The 14,692-nt window shown below is 65.0% G+C and carries 12 protein-coding genes; 4 read left to right on the top strand and 8 right to left on the bottom strand.

Annotated elements, in window-relative coordinates:
* Positions 1-16: 16 nt before the first annotated feature.
* The 7 genes from IN820_RS09480 to IN820_RS09450 form a co-directional block, all read right to left on the bottom strand.
* Positions 17-1,006: a GlxA family transcriptional regulator gene (locus tag IN820_RS09480; RefSeq protein ID WP_193680735.1), complete on the bottom strand. Its 990-nt coding sequence runs from the start codon at positions 1,004-1,006 to the stop codon at positions 17-19.
* Positions 1,007-1,404: 398 nt separating this feature from the next.
* Positions 1,405-2,490 carry a DNA topoisomerase IB gene (locus IN820_RS09475; protein WP_408005228.1) on the bottom strand — a complete coding sequence of 362 codons (1,086 nt, stop codon included), beginning with the start codon at positions 2,488-2,490 and terminating at the stop codon, positions 1,405-1,407.
* Positions 2,491-2,564: 74 nt separating this feature from the next.
* Positions 2,565-2,729 carry a hypothetical protein gene (locus tag IN820_RS09470; RefSeq protein ID WP_193680733.1) on the bottom strand — a complete coding sequence of 55 codons (165 nt, stop codon included), beginning with the start codon at positions 2,727-2,729 and terminating at the stop codon, positions 2,565-2,567.
* A 109-nt stretch (positions 2,730-2,838) separates the two neighbouring features.
* On the bottom strand, positions 2,839-3,531 hold the full coding sequence (locus IN820_RS09465; RefSeq protein ID WP_193680732.1) for a DUF421 domain-containing protein: 693 nt from the start codon (positions 3,529-3,531) through the stop codon (positions 2,839-2,841).
* A gap of 64 nt (positions 3,532-3,595) precedes the next feature.
* Entirely contained in the window at positions 3,596-3,877 is a 282-nt protein-coding gene (locus IN820_RS09460) for a hypothetical protein (protein ID WP_193680731.1), read from the bottom strand.
* 289 nt (positions 3,878-4,166) lie between these two features.
* Positions 4,167-4,436, bottom strand: a complete 270-nt coding sequence (locus tag IN820_RS09455) for a hypothetical protein (protein WP_193680730.1) — start codon at positions 4,434-4,436, stop codon at positions 4,167-4,169.
* 593 nt (positions 4,437-5,029) lie between these two features.
* Positions 5,030-6,664: a methyl-accepting chemotaxis protein gene (locus tag IN820_RS09450; protein WP_193680729.1), complete on the bottom strand. Its 1,635-nt coding sequence runs from the start codon at positions 6,662-6,664 to the stop codon at positions 5,030-5,032.
* 262 nt (positions 6,665-6,926) lie between these two features.
* Here IN820_RS09450 and IN820_RS09445 point away from each other — a divergent pair, with 262 nt between their 5' ends.
* Entirely contained in the window at positions 6,927-7,757 is an 831-nt protein-coding gene (locus tag IN820_RS09445; protein WP_193680728.1) for an undecaprenyl-diphosphate phosphatase, read from the top strand.
* A 79-nt stretch (positions 7,758-7,836) separates the two neighbouring features.
* Here IN820_RS09445 and IN820_RS09440 read toward each other — a convergent pair whose 3' ends face one another.
* Positions 7,837-9,426 carry an ABC-F family ATPase gene (locus IN820_RS09440; protein ID WP_193680727.1) on the bottom strand — a complete coding sequence of 530 codons (1,590 nt, stop codon included), beginning with the start codon at positions 9,424-9,426 and terminating at the stop codon, positions 7,837-7,839.
* 707 nt (positions 9,427-10,133) lie between these two features.
* On the opposite strand from IN820_RS09440, the gene IN820_RS09435 reads away from it, so the two are divergent.
* From IN820_RS09435 to IN820_RS09425, 3 genes are read left to right on the top strand one after another with little or no spacing between them, the layout of a single operon-like run.
* The gene (locus tag IN820_RS09435) at positions 10,134-11,312 is read left to right on the top strand and encodes an efflux RND transporter periplasmic adaptor subunit (RefSeq protein ID WP_207793562.1); all 1,179 of its coding nucleotides are present in this window, start codon (positions 10,134-10,136) and stop codon (positions 11,310-11,312) included.
* A complete protein-coding gene (locus tag IN820_RS09430; protein ID WP_193680726.1) occupies positions 11,306-13,258 on the top strand; it encodes a MacB family efflux pump subunit in 1,953 nt (650 codons plus the stop codon). The genes IN820_RS09435 and IN820_RS09430 overlap by 7 nt, the downstream gene beginning before the upstream one ends.
* 15 nt (positions 13,259-13,273) lie before the next feature.
* A complete protein-coding gene (locus IN820_RS09425) occupies positions 13,274-14,680 on the top strand; it encodes an efflux transporter outer membrane subunit (RefSeq protein WP_235989110.1) in 1,407 nt (468 codons plus the stop codon).
* Positions 14,681-14,692 lie beyond the last annotated feature (12 nt).

The following is a 14,692-nucleotide window of genomic DNA, read 5'->3' as shown; positions in this document are numbered from 1 at the left end:
TGGGTCACGGAGCGGTTCAGGCGAATCGTTCCGCATACTCCTGGGGGCTGACCGACAGGTGTTTCTGGAAGGTGCGCCGCATGTTTTCCGGATGGCCGTAGCCCGTGAGGCTGGCGACCGTGGCGATGGACGTCTGGCCGCCCGACAGCAGGCTTCGCGCCATTTCCAGGCGCACCTGCTCGACGTAGCGCCCGGGCCCGATGCCCAGCTCGAGCTTGAACAGACGGCACAGCGTGCGCGGCGACATGTGCGCCTGGCGAGCGAGCGCCTCGATACCGAGGTCGTCGGCCAGGTGCGCGGGAATCCACTCCAGCAAGGTGCCAAGTCGGGAAATTTCGCTGCTCGTGGGAGGAAGCAGGGCGCTGAACTGCGCCTGGCCACCAGGGCGGCGCAGGAACATGACCAGGCGACGTGCCACGGTCAGCGCCACGGCGCGGCCCAGGTCGGCTTCGACCAGCGCCAGGGCGAGATCGATGCCGGCGGTCACACCTGCCGAGGTGAACAGGTGCGCGGCGTCGCTGTCCTTCGGGTCGTAGGTGTGCAGCCGATCGGCCTCCACCTGAACGGCTGGATGGCGCTCACGCAGCGTCTCCACGTCGGCCCAGTGGGTGGTGGCGGTGCGCTCGTCGAGCAGGTCGGCGGCGGCCAGGATCAGTGCGCCGGAACAGACCGAGCCGAGACGCCGGATCTTCGGCTCCGTCGCCTTCAGCCAGGCGAGCAGGGCGGTATTCCGGCACTGCGTCTCGACGCCCGCGCCGCCCGGCACCAGCAGGGTATCCAGGGTCGCCGGCGGGATGTCCTGCCAGCGGGCATCGACGCACAGGCGGATACCGCATGAGGTCGCCAGCGGAGCCAGTTCCTGGCCAAGCAGCAGCAGCCGATAGTATTCGGGAAGGCCCTGGCGCATACGCTCCACGTTGGCGGAAGCGAACACCTGCATGGGGCCGGTCACATCGAGGCTCATCACCTCGGGAAATACCAGCGTGGCTATGGTTCGAAGGGACATCGCGCGTCTCGCTGAAGGAATGGGGCGAGTGTGGCGACAGACAGTGATGGCGGCAATGACAAGCATCCCACGGATCTTGCCATGGGCCAGGGGAGAGCTTACCTGCATCCCGCGTCTTGCGGAACGCCGCCCGACCTGGTGCCACTTGACGCTGCAACGCTGCAACGCTGCAACGCTGCAACGCGGCTCGCGACGAAACGGCCTAGTGGCCTGCGCGGTCAGTTGGTTAACTCACTGGGCATTAAGTTGTAGGAGCCAGCTTGCTGGCGATCATCAGCGATGGTGGTCGGGATCGCCAGCAACGAGTGGGCGTTCCCCAGGCTCCTGCGCTCAAAAGGCTCTTGCGCTTCTCCCGAGTCGGGGCAATACATGGATAAACGAACTTCCAAGGCAGTCCACTAATGCGCGGCCTCCCGAAGAAACCTGAGCAGCGCGACCTCCTCGCTGCTCAGCCATTTGCGCTTGCGCGCGGCACGCAGATTGGCCAGCGCGCCTGCGTTGAAGGCTTGCAGGATTGCCGGATGGATGTAGCACTGGCGGCAGACGGCAGGGGTGTTGCCCAGCTGGCTGGCGACCTGCTTGACGGTTTCGACCAGGTTCTGTCGCGCGGTGCTCTCTGGCGCGGCCTCCAGCTTGCGCAAGCGCTCCAGTGCCTGCGCGCTGCCGGCCCAGGTGCGGTAATCCTTGGCGGTGAAATCGCGGCCGGTCATTTCCCGCAGATACAGGTTCACGTCATTGGAACTGACGACGCGGCGCTGGCCGTCTTCGTCCAGATACTGGAACAATTGCTGCCCCGGCAGCTCCATGCAGCGGCGCATGAGCCCGGCCAGGCGTCGGTCGCGCAGGGTAACCTTGTGTTCCACGCCGCTCTTGCCGCGGAACTGGAAACGGATCGACGTGCCGCGGATATCGACGTGGCGGGTGCGCAGCGTGGTCAGGCCGTAGGAGCGGTTGCTGCGTGCATATCGTGAGTTGCCGACGCGGATCAGCGTCGACTCCAGCAACATCACCACCAGCGCCATGACCTTCTCGCGCGGCATTCCGGAGAGCACCAGATGTTTTTCCAGGCCGCTGCGCAGTTTCGGCAGTGCCTCGCCGAATTCGAGCATGCGTTCGTATTTGTTGCTGTCGCGGATCTCGCGCCAGCGCGGGTGATAACGGTACTGTTTGCGCCCGCGCGCATCGCGCCCCGTGGCCTGCAGGTGACCCTGTGGATCCGGACAGATCCATACGTCCTGGTAGGCTGGCGGAATCGCCAGCTTGTTGATCCGCTGGATTTCAGCGGCATCGCGGATACGCTCGTGCTGCGGGCTGAAATAGGCGAACTTGCCACGCAGGCGTCGGCGGCTTATGCCGGGCCGGCTATCGTCGACGTAGTGCAGGTCCGGCGGCAGTTCGGGGCAGAGCGGGGTACCGGTATCGCCGGATTCATCGAGGGGGACCGGACGCTTGCCCTCGGCAAGCGGTAGATGTTGGTCGTTCATGGCTTCGCTGCGCATGCGTTGCGCGGCCCCGGACGCGGCCCCGCCAGTTGGCCTGGCGAGGCGGTCTCACGCATTTAGTTGTCCTTCTCGCCACTGTTGCGCATCAACAGCCGGATCGCTGCGACCAACTCGTCGATGGCTTCGCGATAAAGTGCGGGATTGGCTTCGGTTTCGGCCTGGTCGGCGTGTTTGCGGGCGGTATCGAGGTGGTCGTTAATCGATGAGTAGTCACCGAGCATGGCGTGCTCCTGATGTTGTCCATGAAAGGTAAGGCTGCCTCGAGCGCTCTGGCCCGAGTAGCCGCCTCTTTAACTGACCGGGTACGCATGCGGCGGTTCGCACCGTGTATCAGCGGGCACGCTGGGTCGCCAGGGCTTTCGACCAGAACTGGTTGTCGCAGCGCGGGCAGTGCAGTCGCTGATGAGTCTCTAGGGCCTGGGGAAAGCCGCAGTGACTGCAGGCGTACATGCCGCTCGCCGGCACCTCGCGAAACACCGGCCGATATTCCGGGGGCAGCACGGACAGCCCTGGACGCACCGCCTCGGGTTCGTGAAAGAACAGGCTGACGTTCCCGTCATTTTCCAGGATGCCCAGTCGAACCTGGCCGAGATGCTCGACCCCCTGTTGGCGCAGCTCCATGAAGAACTCGTCGGCGGAAATGTTCAGGCTGTCGAGGCTGCGCAGCTCATAGATGCCGTCACGGATGATGGTGACCGGCTTGCCCTCCAGCCAGGCGCCGAACCGGGTGCTGCGGTTCATGAAGAAAACCGTCAGGCGATACAGCGCCAGCAGCGTCGCGAAAACGACCGCCACCGGCAGCAACGGCACATCCTCGTAGAAGGACACGTCACCGGCGGCCGAGCCGAGGGTGAGGATGATCACCAACTCGAACACCGACAGCTGGCGAATGCCGCGCCGACCGCTGACCTTGAGGAAAACGAAGACCGCAACGAAGGCGAACAGGGCGCGCAGCGCGACTTCTGCAACGAACATCAGTGGAAAGTCGTGCAGAAGCATGCGCTGCAGGTCGAATGGCGTCATCCCGGCCTCATCCTTTCAGGTAAACCCGGCGCGCTCGCCGGGCGAGCTGTCAATGTTCTAGCCCCTAATTGGCAGGGGCCACATCGAATTCCAGTTCGAGGCCGTCGCCAGTACCGTCGCCGACCACCGAACCCACGACAGGCTTGTGGGTGACTTTGCGGCCCGGGTAGAACTCGCACAGGTGCTGTTGCGCCACTTCGCATATATGGGTGATCAGCGCGGTGAACTGGGCATGCCGTGGGACGATGAAGTGAAGTTTCACATGGTGCGCATCCGGCCCTTGCGGAAGGTTGGCCAGGCCGCTGCTGTGCCATTGATCGTTGACGTAGGCTTCGGCGCCTTTCATGGGATTCTCCTGCTTCGCTTGTTCTGGATCAGACCATCGAACAGGTGAATGGATCAGTCGAATCCATCGGCATGGCGAAGATGCGTCCCGAAGAAAAGAATCGGGGCTGCACGACCAGGCGGGGCTACGGGTAGGTTGGCGCTGAGCGCAGCGAAGCCCAACGGGGATCGGCACGAACCTGTTGGGCTTCGTCGCTGCGCTCCTCAACCCAACCTACGCGCCCCGGCCCAGCCTACGGGGACCAAGAAAAAGCCCGCAGCGCAACTGCGGGCTTTTGCTGTTCTGTCGCTTACTCGGGCATGTGCCACGGCGAGAAATGGGCACCGTCGCGGCTCAGCTGCTCGCGGGTCTGCTCCAGGGTTTCGCCGAGTCTGACGGGATCGGTGAAGACGCTGCTGGACATCTTGCAGCGGCCCAGCAGGCGGGCTTCGGCGCGATCCACGACGGTGATGCTGACTTCACCGTTCCCTTCAGGCAGCGTCCAGGCGACGCACTGAAAAGGCTTGAACGCACGGTCGGTGATCAAAAGGGCTTCGTTGATACGCAGCGGGGTGTGCATGGGGCATGTCTCTCTGTGTGATACCCAAAAATACGGTTTCGCCTGCAGCCAGGCTATGGCATTGGCCTTACATGCAGTTGATGTAAGCAGAGGACTTGGGAGTCACATTGGAAGTTCGAAAACCCTGGATTTTTTTTGCAATTAGCCAAAGGTATAAGGTGCGTGCCGGCTCGTCGGTAGCCCGGCAGGCTCGACTAACCGATTGTTTTAGCGTGCTTTTATAAGCAAAAGAGGGCGCTCGGGACCTGGCTCGGGCGGTCCGGATTCCGCGGCAACTTGCCGCAGTATCCATGCCGACTATTTTTAGGTTGGATTGTGACGGGGTTCGCGAAGCGACAGCGCGCAAGCTCGCGATCGCCGGGAGAAATGCCTATGTCCCCGTTATGGGGGGCAGGGCCTTGCTGGAAGTGTCTGCAACAGCCGATGTTCGAGCGATCGGACGCTCGTGGGTAGGTTGGCGCTGAGCGTGGCGAAGCCCAACGGGCACGAATGCGTTGGGCTTCGTCGCTACGCTCCTCAACCCACGGCGCTGGAAGGAGGGTTCGCCTGTTCCCGGTCCGCTCCGCGAGAGGCGGTCGGACCGGGGCGGCCATTCAGACCTTGAACTGGCTCAACAGCCGATTGAGCTGGTCGGCCAGTTCGCCCAGGCGCTTGCCGGCTTCGCTGGACTGCTCGGCGGCATAGGTGCTGTCCTGGGCGAGGCCCGCCGCCTGGGTCACGTTTTGGTTGATGTCTTCGACCACGTGGGACTGCTGCAGCGTTGCGCTGGCGATCGACGCATTGAGACCGGACAGCTTGCGCAGCGCCTGGGCAATCTCGCCGAGGCTTTCACCAGCCTGGCTCGCCTGTTCCACGGTGAGCTGGGAGGCACGATTGCTCTCCAGGATGACATTCACGGCCGCACCGGAGTTTTTCTGCAGGCGCTCGATCATGCCGTGGATTTCAGCGGTGGATTGCTGGGTTCGCTGGGCCAGCAGACGGACCTCGTCCGCCACCACGGCGAATCCTCGGCCCTGCTCGCCGGCCCGTGCAGCCTCGATGGCGGCGTTGAGGGCGAGGAGGTTGGTCTGGTCGGCAATCGAGCCGATCACTTCGAGTACCGAGCCGATCTTGGTGGTTTCGTCGGCGAGGGACTGAATCACTTCGACCGCTTGGCCGATCGTGGCCGAGAGCTGGTCGATCTGCTGCAGGCTGGTCTCGATGTTGCGCTGGCCCTGGCCGGCCTGGCCTTCGGCGGTGCCTACTTCGGTCGAGGCGTGCTCGGCGTTCTTGGCGACTTCCTGTACCGCGTAGGTAACTTCGTTGACGGCGGTGGCGACTTGCTCCATTTGCAGCATCTGCTGCTGGCTCTGTTCATGCGCCTGGCCGGACAACTGGCTGAGCGAGCGCGAGGACTGGTCCAGCGCGCCGGCCGTCTCGAACAATTGGCCGACCACGGCGCGCAGCTTCTGCGTGAAGCTGTTGAAATCGCGGCCGAGGGCGGTCAGTTCGTCGTTGCCGGACACGTCCAGGCTGCGGGTCAGGTCGGCTTCGCCGCTGGCGATGTTGGCCATCGCGGACATCGTGTGGTGCAGTGGCTGGGTGATGCTGCGGATCAGGATCGCGACCAGGGCAGCCATGATGGCGGCAATGAACAGGCCGATCATGGAAAAACGCACCAGATAGTTCCTGAATTCCTGCTCCACGTCATCGACATAGATGCCGGAGCCGATGATCCAGCCCCAGGGCTCGAACAGCTGCACGTAGGAGATCTTCGGTACGGGGTCGGCTTCACCAGGCTTGGCCCACATGTAGGCGACCGGGCCGGCGCCGTCACGCTTGGCGACGGCGACCATCTCGTTGAACAGCTCCTTGCCGTCCGGGTCCTTGGCGCGGGACAGGTCCTGGCCGTCGAGCTTGGGCTGCATCGGATGCATGATCATCGTCGGGGCGAGGTCGTTGATCCAGAAGTAGTCCTGGCCGTCGTAGCGCAGCAGCCGGATCTGCTCGATCGCGGCGCGCTGGGCCTCGGCGGTGCTCATGGCTCCGCTGGTTTCGAGCTGTCGGTAATGTTCGAAGATGCCCGCCGCGGTTTCCACCACATGCTGGGTCATCTCCTGCTTGCCTCGATAAAGGTCCGTGCGGACCTGCTGGATCATCAGCACTCCGAGGATGAACAGCATGGCTATGGCAACCACCGGTATCAGCCACAGGCGTTTGCTGATGGGAAAGTTACGCAGCAGATTCATTGCTATAGCTCCTGGGGTTTCTTCTTCTAGTCGTAGGCGAGTTCGCATTTGCCGGAGGCAAGCAACCTGTCGCATCCGCAACGAGTGCCATCGCTTATCCCCTGATAGCTTTTCGGCCGCATGTGGCTAAAAATGAGCGCCGCTTCGCTCGCGGTGGAATTTACTGCTGCGCAATGAGTCAGAACAGCGGCCAGATGGTTATCTGGCCTATACCTTGGTTGTATTTTCAGGCGCGATGGGCTGCATCGCTGATGGGGAGTGGATGGATCTTTGGATTGCCGTGCAGGCGTTGATTCTGGGTGTGGTCGAAGGGTTGACGGAGTTTCTTCCGGTTTCGAGTACCGGGCACCAGATCATCGTCGCGGATCTGATCGGGTTCGGTGGCGAAAGGGCGTTGGCGTTCAACATCATCATTCAGCTTGGCGCGATTCTCGCGGTGATCTGGGAATATCGGCGCAAGATCATCGATGTGGTGGTCGGCCTGCCTAACGAACGCCAGGCACAGAAATTCACCGCCAACCTGCTGGTCGCGTTCATGCCCGCCGTGGTGCTGGGCGTCGCCTTTGCCGACGTGATTCACGAATACCTGTTCAACCCGATCACCGTGGCCATGGCGCTGGTGATCGGCGGAATCGTCATGCTCTGGGCCGAGAAGCGCGACCATACCATTCGCGCCGAGAGCGTCGATGACATGACCTGGACGCTGGCGCTGAAGGTCGGCTTCGCCCAGTGCCTGGCACTGGTGCCGGGCACGTCGCGTTCGGGCTCGACCATCATCGGTGGCTTGCTGTTCGGGCTGTCGCGCAAGGCGGCGACCGAGTTCTCGTTCTTCCTGGCGATGCCCACCATGGTCGGCGCGGCAGTCTACTCCGGCTACAAGTATCGCGACCTGTTCCAGCCGGGCGATTTCGCCGTATTCGCCATCGGTTTCGTCACCTCCTTCGTCTTCGCGATGCTGGCGGTACGGGCGTTGCTCAAGTTCATCGGCAACCACAGTTATGCCGCTTTCGCCTGGTACCGGATCGCCTTCGGGCTGCTGATCCTCGGCACCTGGCAGTTGGGGCTGATCGACTGGAGCACGGCGGTAGGCTGATGCCGGCGTGCCGGATGTTCACCGCCATGTATGAAAAAGCCCCGTCAGATGCGGGGCTTTTTCATTTTCATTGCTTCGCTCAGGCGAGCACGCCCTGGCTGCGCAGGTAGTCGTCGTAGCTGCCGCTGAAGTCGGTGATACCGTTTTCCGACAGCTCGATGATGCGAGTGGCCAGCGAACTGACGAACTCGCGGTCGTGGCTGACGAAGATCAGCGTGCCCGGGTAGTTCTCCAGCGCCAGGTTGAGCGCCTCGATGGATTCCATGTCCAGGTGGTTGGTCGGTTCGTCCATCACCAGCACGTTGGGCTTCTTCAGGATCAGCTTGCCGAACAGCATGCGGCCCTGCTCGCCGCCGGAGATCACTTTCACCGACTTCTTGATCTCGTCGTTGGAGAACAGCATGCGGCCGAGGGTGCCGCGCACCAGCTGCTCGCCGCCCTGGGTCCACTGGCCCATCCAGTCGAAGAGGGTGACGTCGTCTTCGAAGTCCTCGGCATGATCCTGGGCGAAGTAACCGACGTCGGCGCTTTCGGTCCACTTCACCTCACCGGACATCGCCGGCATCTCGCCGACCAGGGTGCGCAGCAGGGTGGTCTTGCCGATCCCGTTGGGGCCGATGATGGCGACGCGTTCGCCGGCCTCGACCTGCAGATTCAGGTTCTGGAACAGCGCAGTGCCGTCGTAGCCCTGGCTGACGCGATCCAGCGTGACGGCCTGGCGATGCAGCTTCTTGTACTGCTCGAAGCGGATGAACGGGCTGACGCGACTGGACGGCTTGACCTCGTCGAGCTGGATCTTGTCGATCAGCTTCGCGCGGCTGGTGGCCTGCTTGGCCTTGGAAGCGTTGGCGGAGAAACGGCTGACGAAGGTCTGCAGCTCGGCGATCTGCGCCTTCTTCTTGGCGTTGTCCGACAGCAGGCGCTCGCGGGCCTGGGTCGCGGCGGTCATGTACTCGTCGTAGTTGCCTGGGAACAGGCGCAGCTCGCCGTAATCCAGGTCGGCCATGTGCGTGCAGACGCTGTTGAGGAAGTGACGGTCGTGGGAAATGATGATCATGGTGCTGTTGCGCGCCGTGAGCACCGACTCCAGCCAGCGGATGGTATTGATGTCCAGGTGGTTGGTCGGTTCGTCCAGCAGCAGCACCTCCGGATCGGAAAACAGCGCCTGGGCCAGCAGTACGCGCAGCTTCCAGCCTGGGGCGACGGCGCTCATCGGGCCGAAGTGCTGCTCGAGCGGGATGCCCAGGCCGAGCAGCAGTTCACCGGCACGGGATTCGGCGGTGTAGCCGTCGTACTCGGCGAACTGCACTTCCAGCTCGGCGACGGCCATGCCGTCTTCCTCGCTCATTTCCGGCAGGGAATAGATGCGGTCGCGCTCGGCCTTCACCTTCCACAACTCGACATGGCCCATGATTACCGTGTCGATCACGCTGAACTCTTCGTAGGCGAACTGATCCTGGCGCAGCTTGCCCAAGCGCACGTTGGGTTCGAGCATGACCTGTCCGGCGGACGGCTCCAGCTCGCCGCCGAGGATTTTCATGAAGGTCGACTTGCCGCAGCCATTGGCGCCAATCAGACCGTAGCGGTTGCCACCGCCGAACTTGACGGAAACGTTTTCGAACAGCGGTTTGGCACCGAACTGCATGGTGATGTTGGCGGTGGAGATCAAAGTGCTTGTCCTGCGGGTTTACAGAGGGTGATTAATCGCCTGTCTTCGTTCCCTATACCAATTCCGTACCGCTTTCTATCCTGGCAGGCGGCTTTTCGAACTCGCTCCTGTCAGAGACCGAGCTCAGCCGTTTGGCATGGGGTGAGAGCAACATCTGCACGCCATGCCCGAGCGGGCTCGTATGAACACTGGGTTCATGCCGGCCATCAGGCACATGGTTGCATAGGTGTGTCGGGCGTCGTCTTGCCGGCGTCCACGGATGCCTCGGGCATCCAGCACGGCGCGAAAGTGGCTAATGGTAACACTTGGCTTCTCGATCCACAGCCCGCCCCTTGCCTGGTGGGAAGGCGAGAGGGCTCTCGGTGAAAGATGCCGAGGCCATCTTCTTCGGCTTGGCGGTGCGCCGCGCATACCTGGATGACGCATCGGCATCCGCTGGTGCCGCAGGCGTGGTGCGTCTGTAATGCAGGAAATGGCCGCTGCGAGGTGACGGTTGGAGAAGCTGGATGATCGGGGAGTTTTCCCTATCGACCGCTTTCAAAAAATCAGGAGGCGCTGAGGTCGAGACTGCTTCTGACTATCCCTGGCAGGCCACATGGAAATTCACAGGTAAAAATAGCTGACGCCAATTCGTTGCTCTTACATGGACAAAAGTACTGTGTGGTTCCATCAACGCTCACGGTAGCGAATCAAAACCATGACAACGGATGCGGAAGATGTTTGTGAGCAAGCGAGGTGCGACACTGGCCATGGTCGCGCTAGTGGCTCTAGCTCTGCTGGGCGCGAAGTGGGGCTTTCCTGATAGGCACATGCCGTACGAGCTGGTACGTCTAACCCGCGGCGATATCGAGGCCACGGTCAGCGCCATCGGCACATTGAAACCGCGCCACCAGGTGGAGGTCGGCGCCCGGGTGTCCGGGCAGATCGACCGGTTGCACGTGAAAGCCGGGGATTGGGTCGAGAAGGGCCAGCTACTGGTGGAGATCGACCCGCGCATTCCGCAGGCGACGGTCAACGCAGGGCGGGCCCAGTTGGCCAACCTGCAGGCGCAACTGATGGAGGCGCAGGCGCGTTTCGAGCTGACCGGCCAGCAACAGGCGCGTCAGCGGCAGATGCACCGGGACGGTGCGACGCGCCTGGAGGACGTGCAGACGGCCATGGCCGAGCACCGGATGGCCGCCGCGCGTATCGAGCAGCTGAAAGCGCAGATCGAGCAGACCCGCTCGACACTGACCGGCGACGAGGCGCAGCTCGACTATACGCGCATCTATGCGCCCATGGCGGGCACCGTGGTGTCGGTGAACGCGGAGGAGGGCCAGACCCTCAATGCGACGTACCAGACCCCGGCGCTGCTGCGCATTGCCGACCTGTCGACCATGACGGTCTGGGCCGAGGTCTCCGAGGCCGACGTGGTCAAGGTCAAGGCCGGGATGCCGGTGTACTTCTCCACCCTGGGCGGCGACGGCCGACGCTGGCCGGGCAGGGTGCGGCAGGTGTTGCCGGCGCCCGCCGAGCCGGAGGGACAGAGTGCCGGTACGGCGCTCGCGCCGTCCACCAGCAAGGTGATCCTCTATACCGTGCTGTTCGACGTGGACAACGCCGACGGCGCACTGATGGCCCAGATGACGGCCCAGGTGTCCTTCGTCGTCGCCGCGGCCAAAGATGCCCTGTTGGTGCCGCTGCGCTCGCTCGGCGGTCCCGCGGACCGGCCAGGGTACTACCAGGTTCGCGTGCTCAACGCGGCGGGCGAGGTCGAGCCGCGCGAGGTGCAACTGGGTGTGCGCAACCGGCTGAGCGCGCAAGTGCTGGTGGGGCTGGGGGAGGGCGAGCGGCTGATTGCCGGCGAGACGGCGGAGAACGAGCGGCCGGCGAGGTTCCAATGGTGAGCCCGACCGCTGCCCTGATCGAACTGGAGGACATCCGCAAGTCCTATGGCGGGGGCGCCAGCCCGCAGGTCGAGGTGCTGCATTGCGTGTCGCTGTGCATCGAGGCGGGCGAGTTCGTCGCCATCGTCGGCGCCTCCGGGTCGGGCAAGTCGACCCTGATGCATCTGCTCGGCTGCCTGGACAAGCCGACCAGCGGCCGCTACCGCTTCAACGGCCAGGACGTCGCGGCCATGCAGGCCGACGAGCTCGCCTGGTTGCGCCGCGAAGCCTTCGGGTTCGTGTTCCAGGGTTACCATCTGATCGCCATCGACAGTGCCCGGGAGAACGTCGAGATGCCGGCGATCTATGCCGGCATGGCCCCCGCGCGGCGCCGCGAGCGTTCCGCCGAACTGCTGGCGCGGCTCGGCCTGGGCGAACGCCTGGAGCACCGGCCCAACCAGTTGTCCGGCGGCCAGCAGCAGCGCGTGTCGATCGCCCGGGCGCTGATGAACGGCGGCCGTATCATCCTCGCCGACGAGCCCACCGGCGCGCTGGACAGCCACAGCGGGCAGGAGGTGATGGCGCTGTTCGACGAGCTTTCCCGACGCGGCCACACCATCATCCTGATCACCCACGACCGCCAGGTGGCCGCGCGGGCGCGGCGGGTGATCGAGATTCACGATGGCCGGATCGTCGCCGACAGCGGGCATGCCGGGCAGTCCCTCGCCGCGCCCATGGCCGAATTGCCCGCCGGGCCGCACCCGGGCAGGTCGGACGTGCCGCTGAGCGGCCTGGCGGAGGTGGTGCGGGCCGCCTGGCGGGTCATGTGGGCGAACGGTTTCCGTACCGGGCTGACGTTGCTGGGCATCGTCATCGGCGTGGCTTCGGTGATCGTCATGCTGGCGATCGGCCTGGGCACGCGCCAGCAGGTGGTGGCGCAGATGGGGGCGTTCGGCACCAACCTGATCTTCGTCTCGTCGATCGGCGAGAGTTCGCGCATCCCGGGCCGCAGTATCACCTTGGAGGACCTCGAGGCCGTCGCGCAACTGCCCAACATCGCCCTGGTGCTGCCCAACGTCACCGGCAACAAGGTGGTGCGCCACGGCAGCGTCGACCTCCAGCTCTACGTGCGCGGCACCGGCGCCGAATTGCCACGGATCCAGACCTGGCCGGTGGCGCTCGGCAGCTTCTTCACCGCGCAGGACGAGCGCGAGATGGCCAGGGTCGCGGTGCTCGGGCAGAAGGTGGTCGACAGCCTGATGCCGGACGTCGGGGACCCGCTGGGACAGAGCATCCTGATCGGCAACACGCCGTTCCTGGTGATCGGCGTGATGAGCGAGAAGGGCGCGCTGAGCGGCGACCGGGACGACGACAACCTGATCTTCGTGCCCTTCGGCATCGCCGGCGTCCAGGTGTTCGGCCAGCGCGAGCCGACCTACACGGTGGTGGCGGTGGAGGATGTGGCGCGCATCGAGGACACCCAGGCGGCCATCGACGCGCTGCTGCTCGAGCGCCACGGCCTGCGCGACGTCGCGATGGCCAACGCGGCGGCCAGCATCGCCGCGCAGACCCGCACCCAGGACAGCATGACCCTAATGCTCAGCCTGATCGCCGCGGTATCGCTGGTGGTGGGCGGCATCGGCGTGATGAACGTGATGCTGATGACCGTGCGCGAGCGCACGCGGGAGATCGGCATTCGCATGGCCACGGGAGCCAGGCAGGCGGACATCCTCCGCCAGTTCCTCAGCGAAGCGGTGCTGGTGTCGCTGGTCGGCGGGCTGGCCGGCGTCGCGGTGGGGCTGTTCGTCGGTGCCGCCCTGATCCTTTCCGAGGTGCCGTTGGTGTTCTCGCTGACGGGCATCCTCGGCGCGTTCGGCTGCGCCCTGGTGACCGGCCTGGTGTTCGGCTACATGCCGGCGCGCCAGGCGGCGCGGCTCGATCCGGTCGTGGCCCTGGGAGGCGAGTAGATGAGGATGTACTTCATGCAGGCCATGCGTCGGCGCGTCGCCGGCTATCGTGCTCGGGCGTGGGCGCTGCTGCTGGCGGCACTGCTGTCGCCGGGGTGCACGCTGGAGCGGGCATCGGTCGATCCCGGCCTGGCGCCGCCCGCCCAGTGGCGATACCCGGCGACCGATCCACGGCAGCAGCGCGATGTCGATGCGCACTGGTGGCGGCGCTTCGGCAGCGCCGAGCTGGACGCCCTGATCGCCCGCGCGGAAACGGGCAGCCTGGACCTGCAGGCGGCCGTGGCCCGGGTGGCCCAGGCGCGGGCCCTGGCCCGGGTGGCCGGCGCGGCGCTGTCGCCGGAGCTCGAGATCGGCCTGGACGCCAGCCGCGAAAGGCGCCTGGGCGGCGACGTCGGGGTCGACGGCGACTTCTTCTCGCTGGGTTTCCGGGCCCGCTACGAGCTGGATTTCTGGGGGCGCAACGTGGCCTTGCGGGATGCCACCCGGGCCGAATGGCAGGCGTCTCGCTTCGACCTGGCGACGGTGCGCCTGACGCTGACCGCAAGCGTGGCCTCGAACTGGCTGCAGGTGGTCGGGTTGCGCCAGCGGCTGTCTATCGCGCGCCTCAATCTGGACAATGCCGAGCGGGTCCTGGCCACCGTGGAGTCGCGTTACCGCGCCGGCGCGGCCTTTGCCCTGGAGCTTGCCCAGCAACGCGGCCTGGTGGCCGAGCAACGGCGTGAGGCGGCGGCACTGCGGGCGCAGGTGGCGGACGCCGAGGTCGCCCTGGCGGCCTTGCTCGGCATTCCGGTCCAGCAGTTGTCGATACGCGCCGGCTCGCTGGCCGGGCTCGACTGGCCGACGATCGACGCCGGGCTGCCGGCGGAACTGCTGCTGCGCCGCCCCGACCTGGCGCAGGCCGAGGCTCGCCTCGCGGCCGCCAACGCCAATATCGTCGCGGCCCGCGCCGCCCTGTTGCCGAGCATCGACCTTGGCGCAGGGCTGGGCTTCGCCGGCGAGCGGGTATCGCAACTGTTCGACAGCACCCTTTACAACCTGGCCGGCGCGGCCGTGGCGCCGATCTTCAATGGCGGGCGCCTGCGGGCGGAGCGCGACCTGGCCGAAGCGCAGCGGCTGGAGCAACTGGCGTACTTCCGCCAGAGCATCGTCGCCGCCTTCGCCGATGTGGAGACCAGCCTCAGCGCAATCAGTGGCCTGGAGGCCCAGATGGCCGCCCAGGACGAGCGCCTGCGCCAGGCCCGCGAGGCCTTCGAACTGGCGCAGGTCCGCTACCGCGCCGGCTCCGAGACGCTGCTGACCCTGCTGGATGCCCAGCGCGCCCTATACGCGGCGCAGGACCAGCAGGTGCAACTGCGCCAGGCCCGGCTGCAGGCCAGCGTCGTGCTCTACCGGGCGTTGGGTGGGGGCTGGAGTCCCTCGTAGCATCCGTTCCCA

The sequence above is a fragment of the Pseudomonas lopnurensis genome, from assembly GCF_015070855.1.
Classification (GTDB): domain Bacteria; phylum Pseudomonadota; class Gammaproteobacteria; order Pseudomonadales; family Pseudomonadaceae; genus Stutzerimonas; species Stutzerimonas lopnurensis.
The sequence above is the reverse complement of the archived record's forward strand: the minus strand, read 5'-3'. Positions and strand labels throughout refer to the sequence as shown.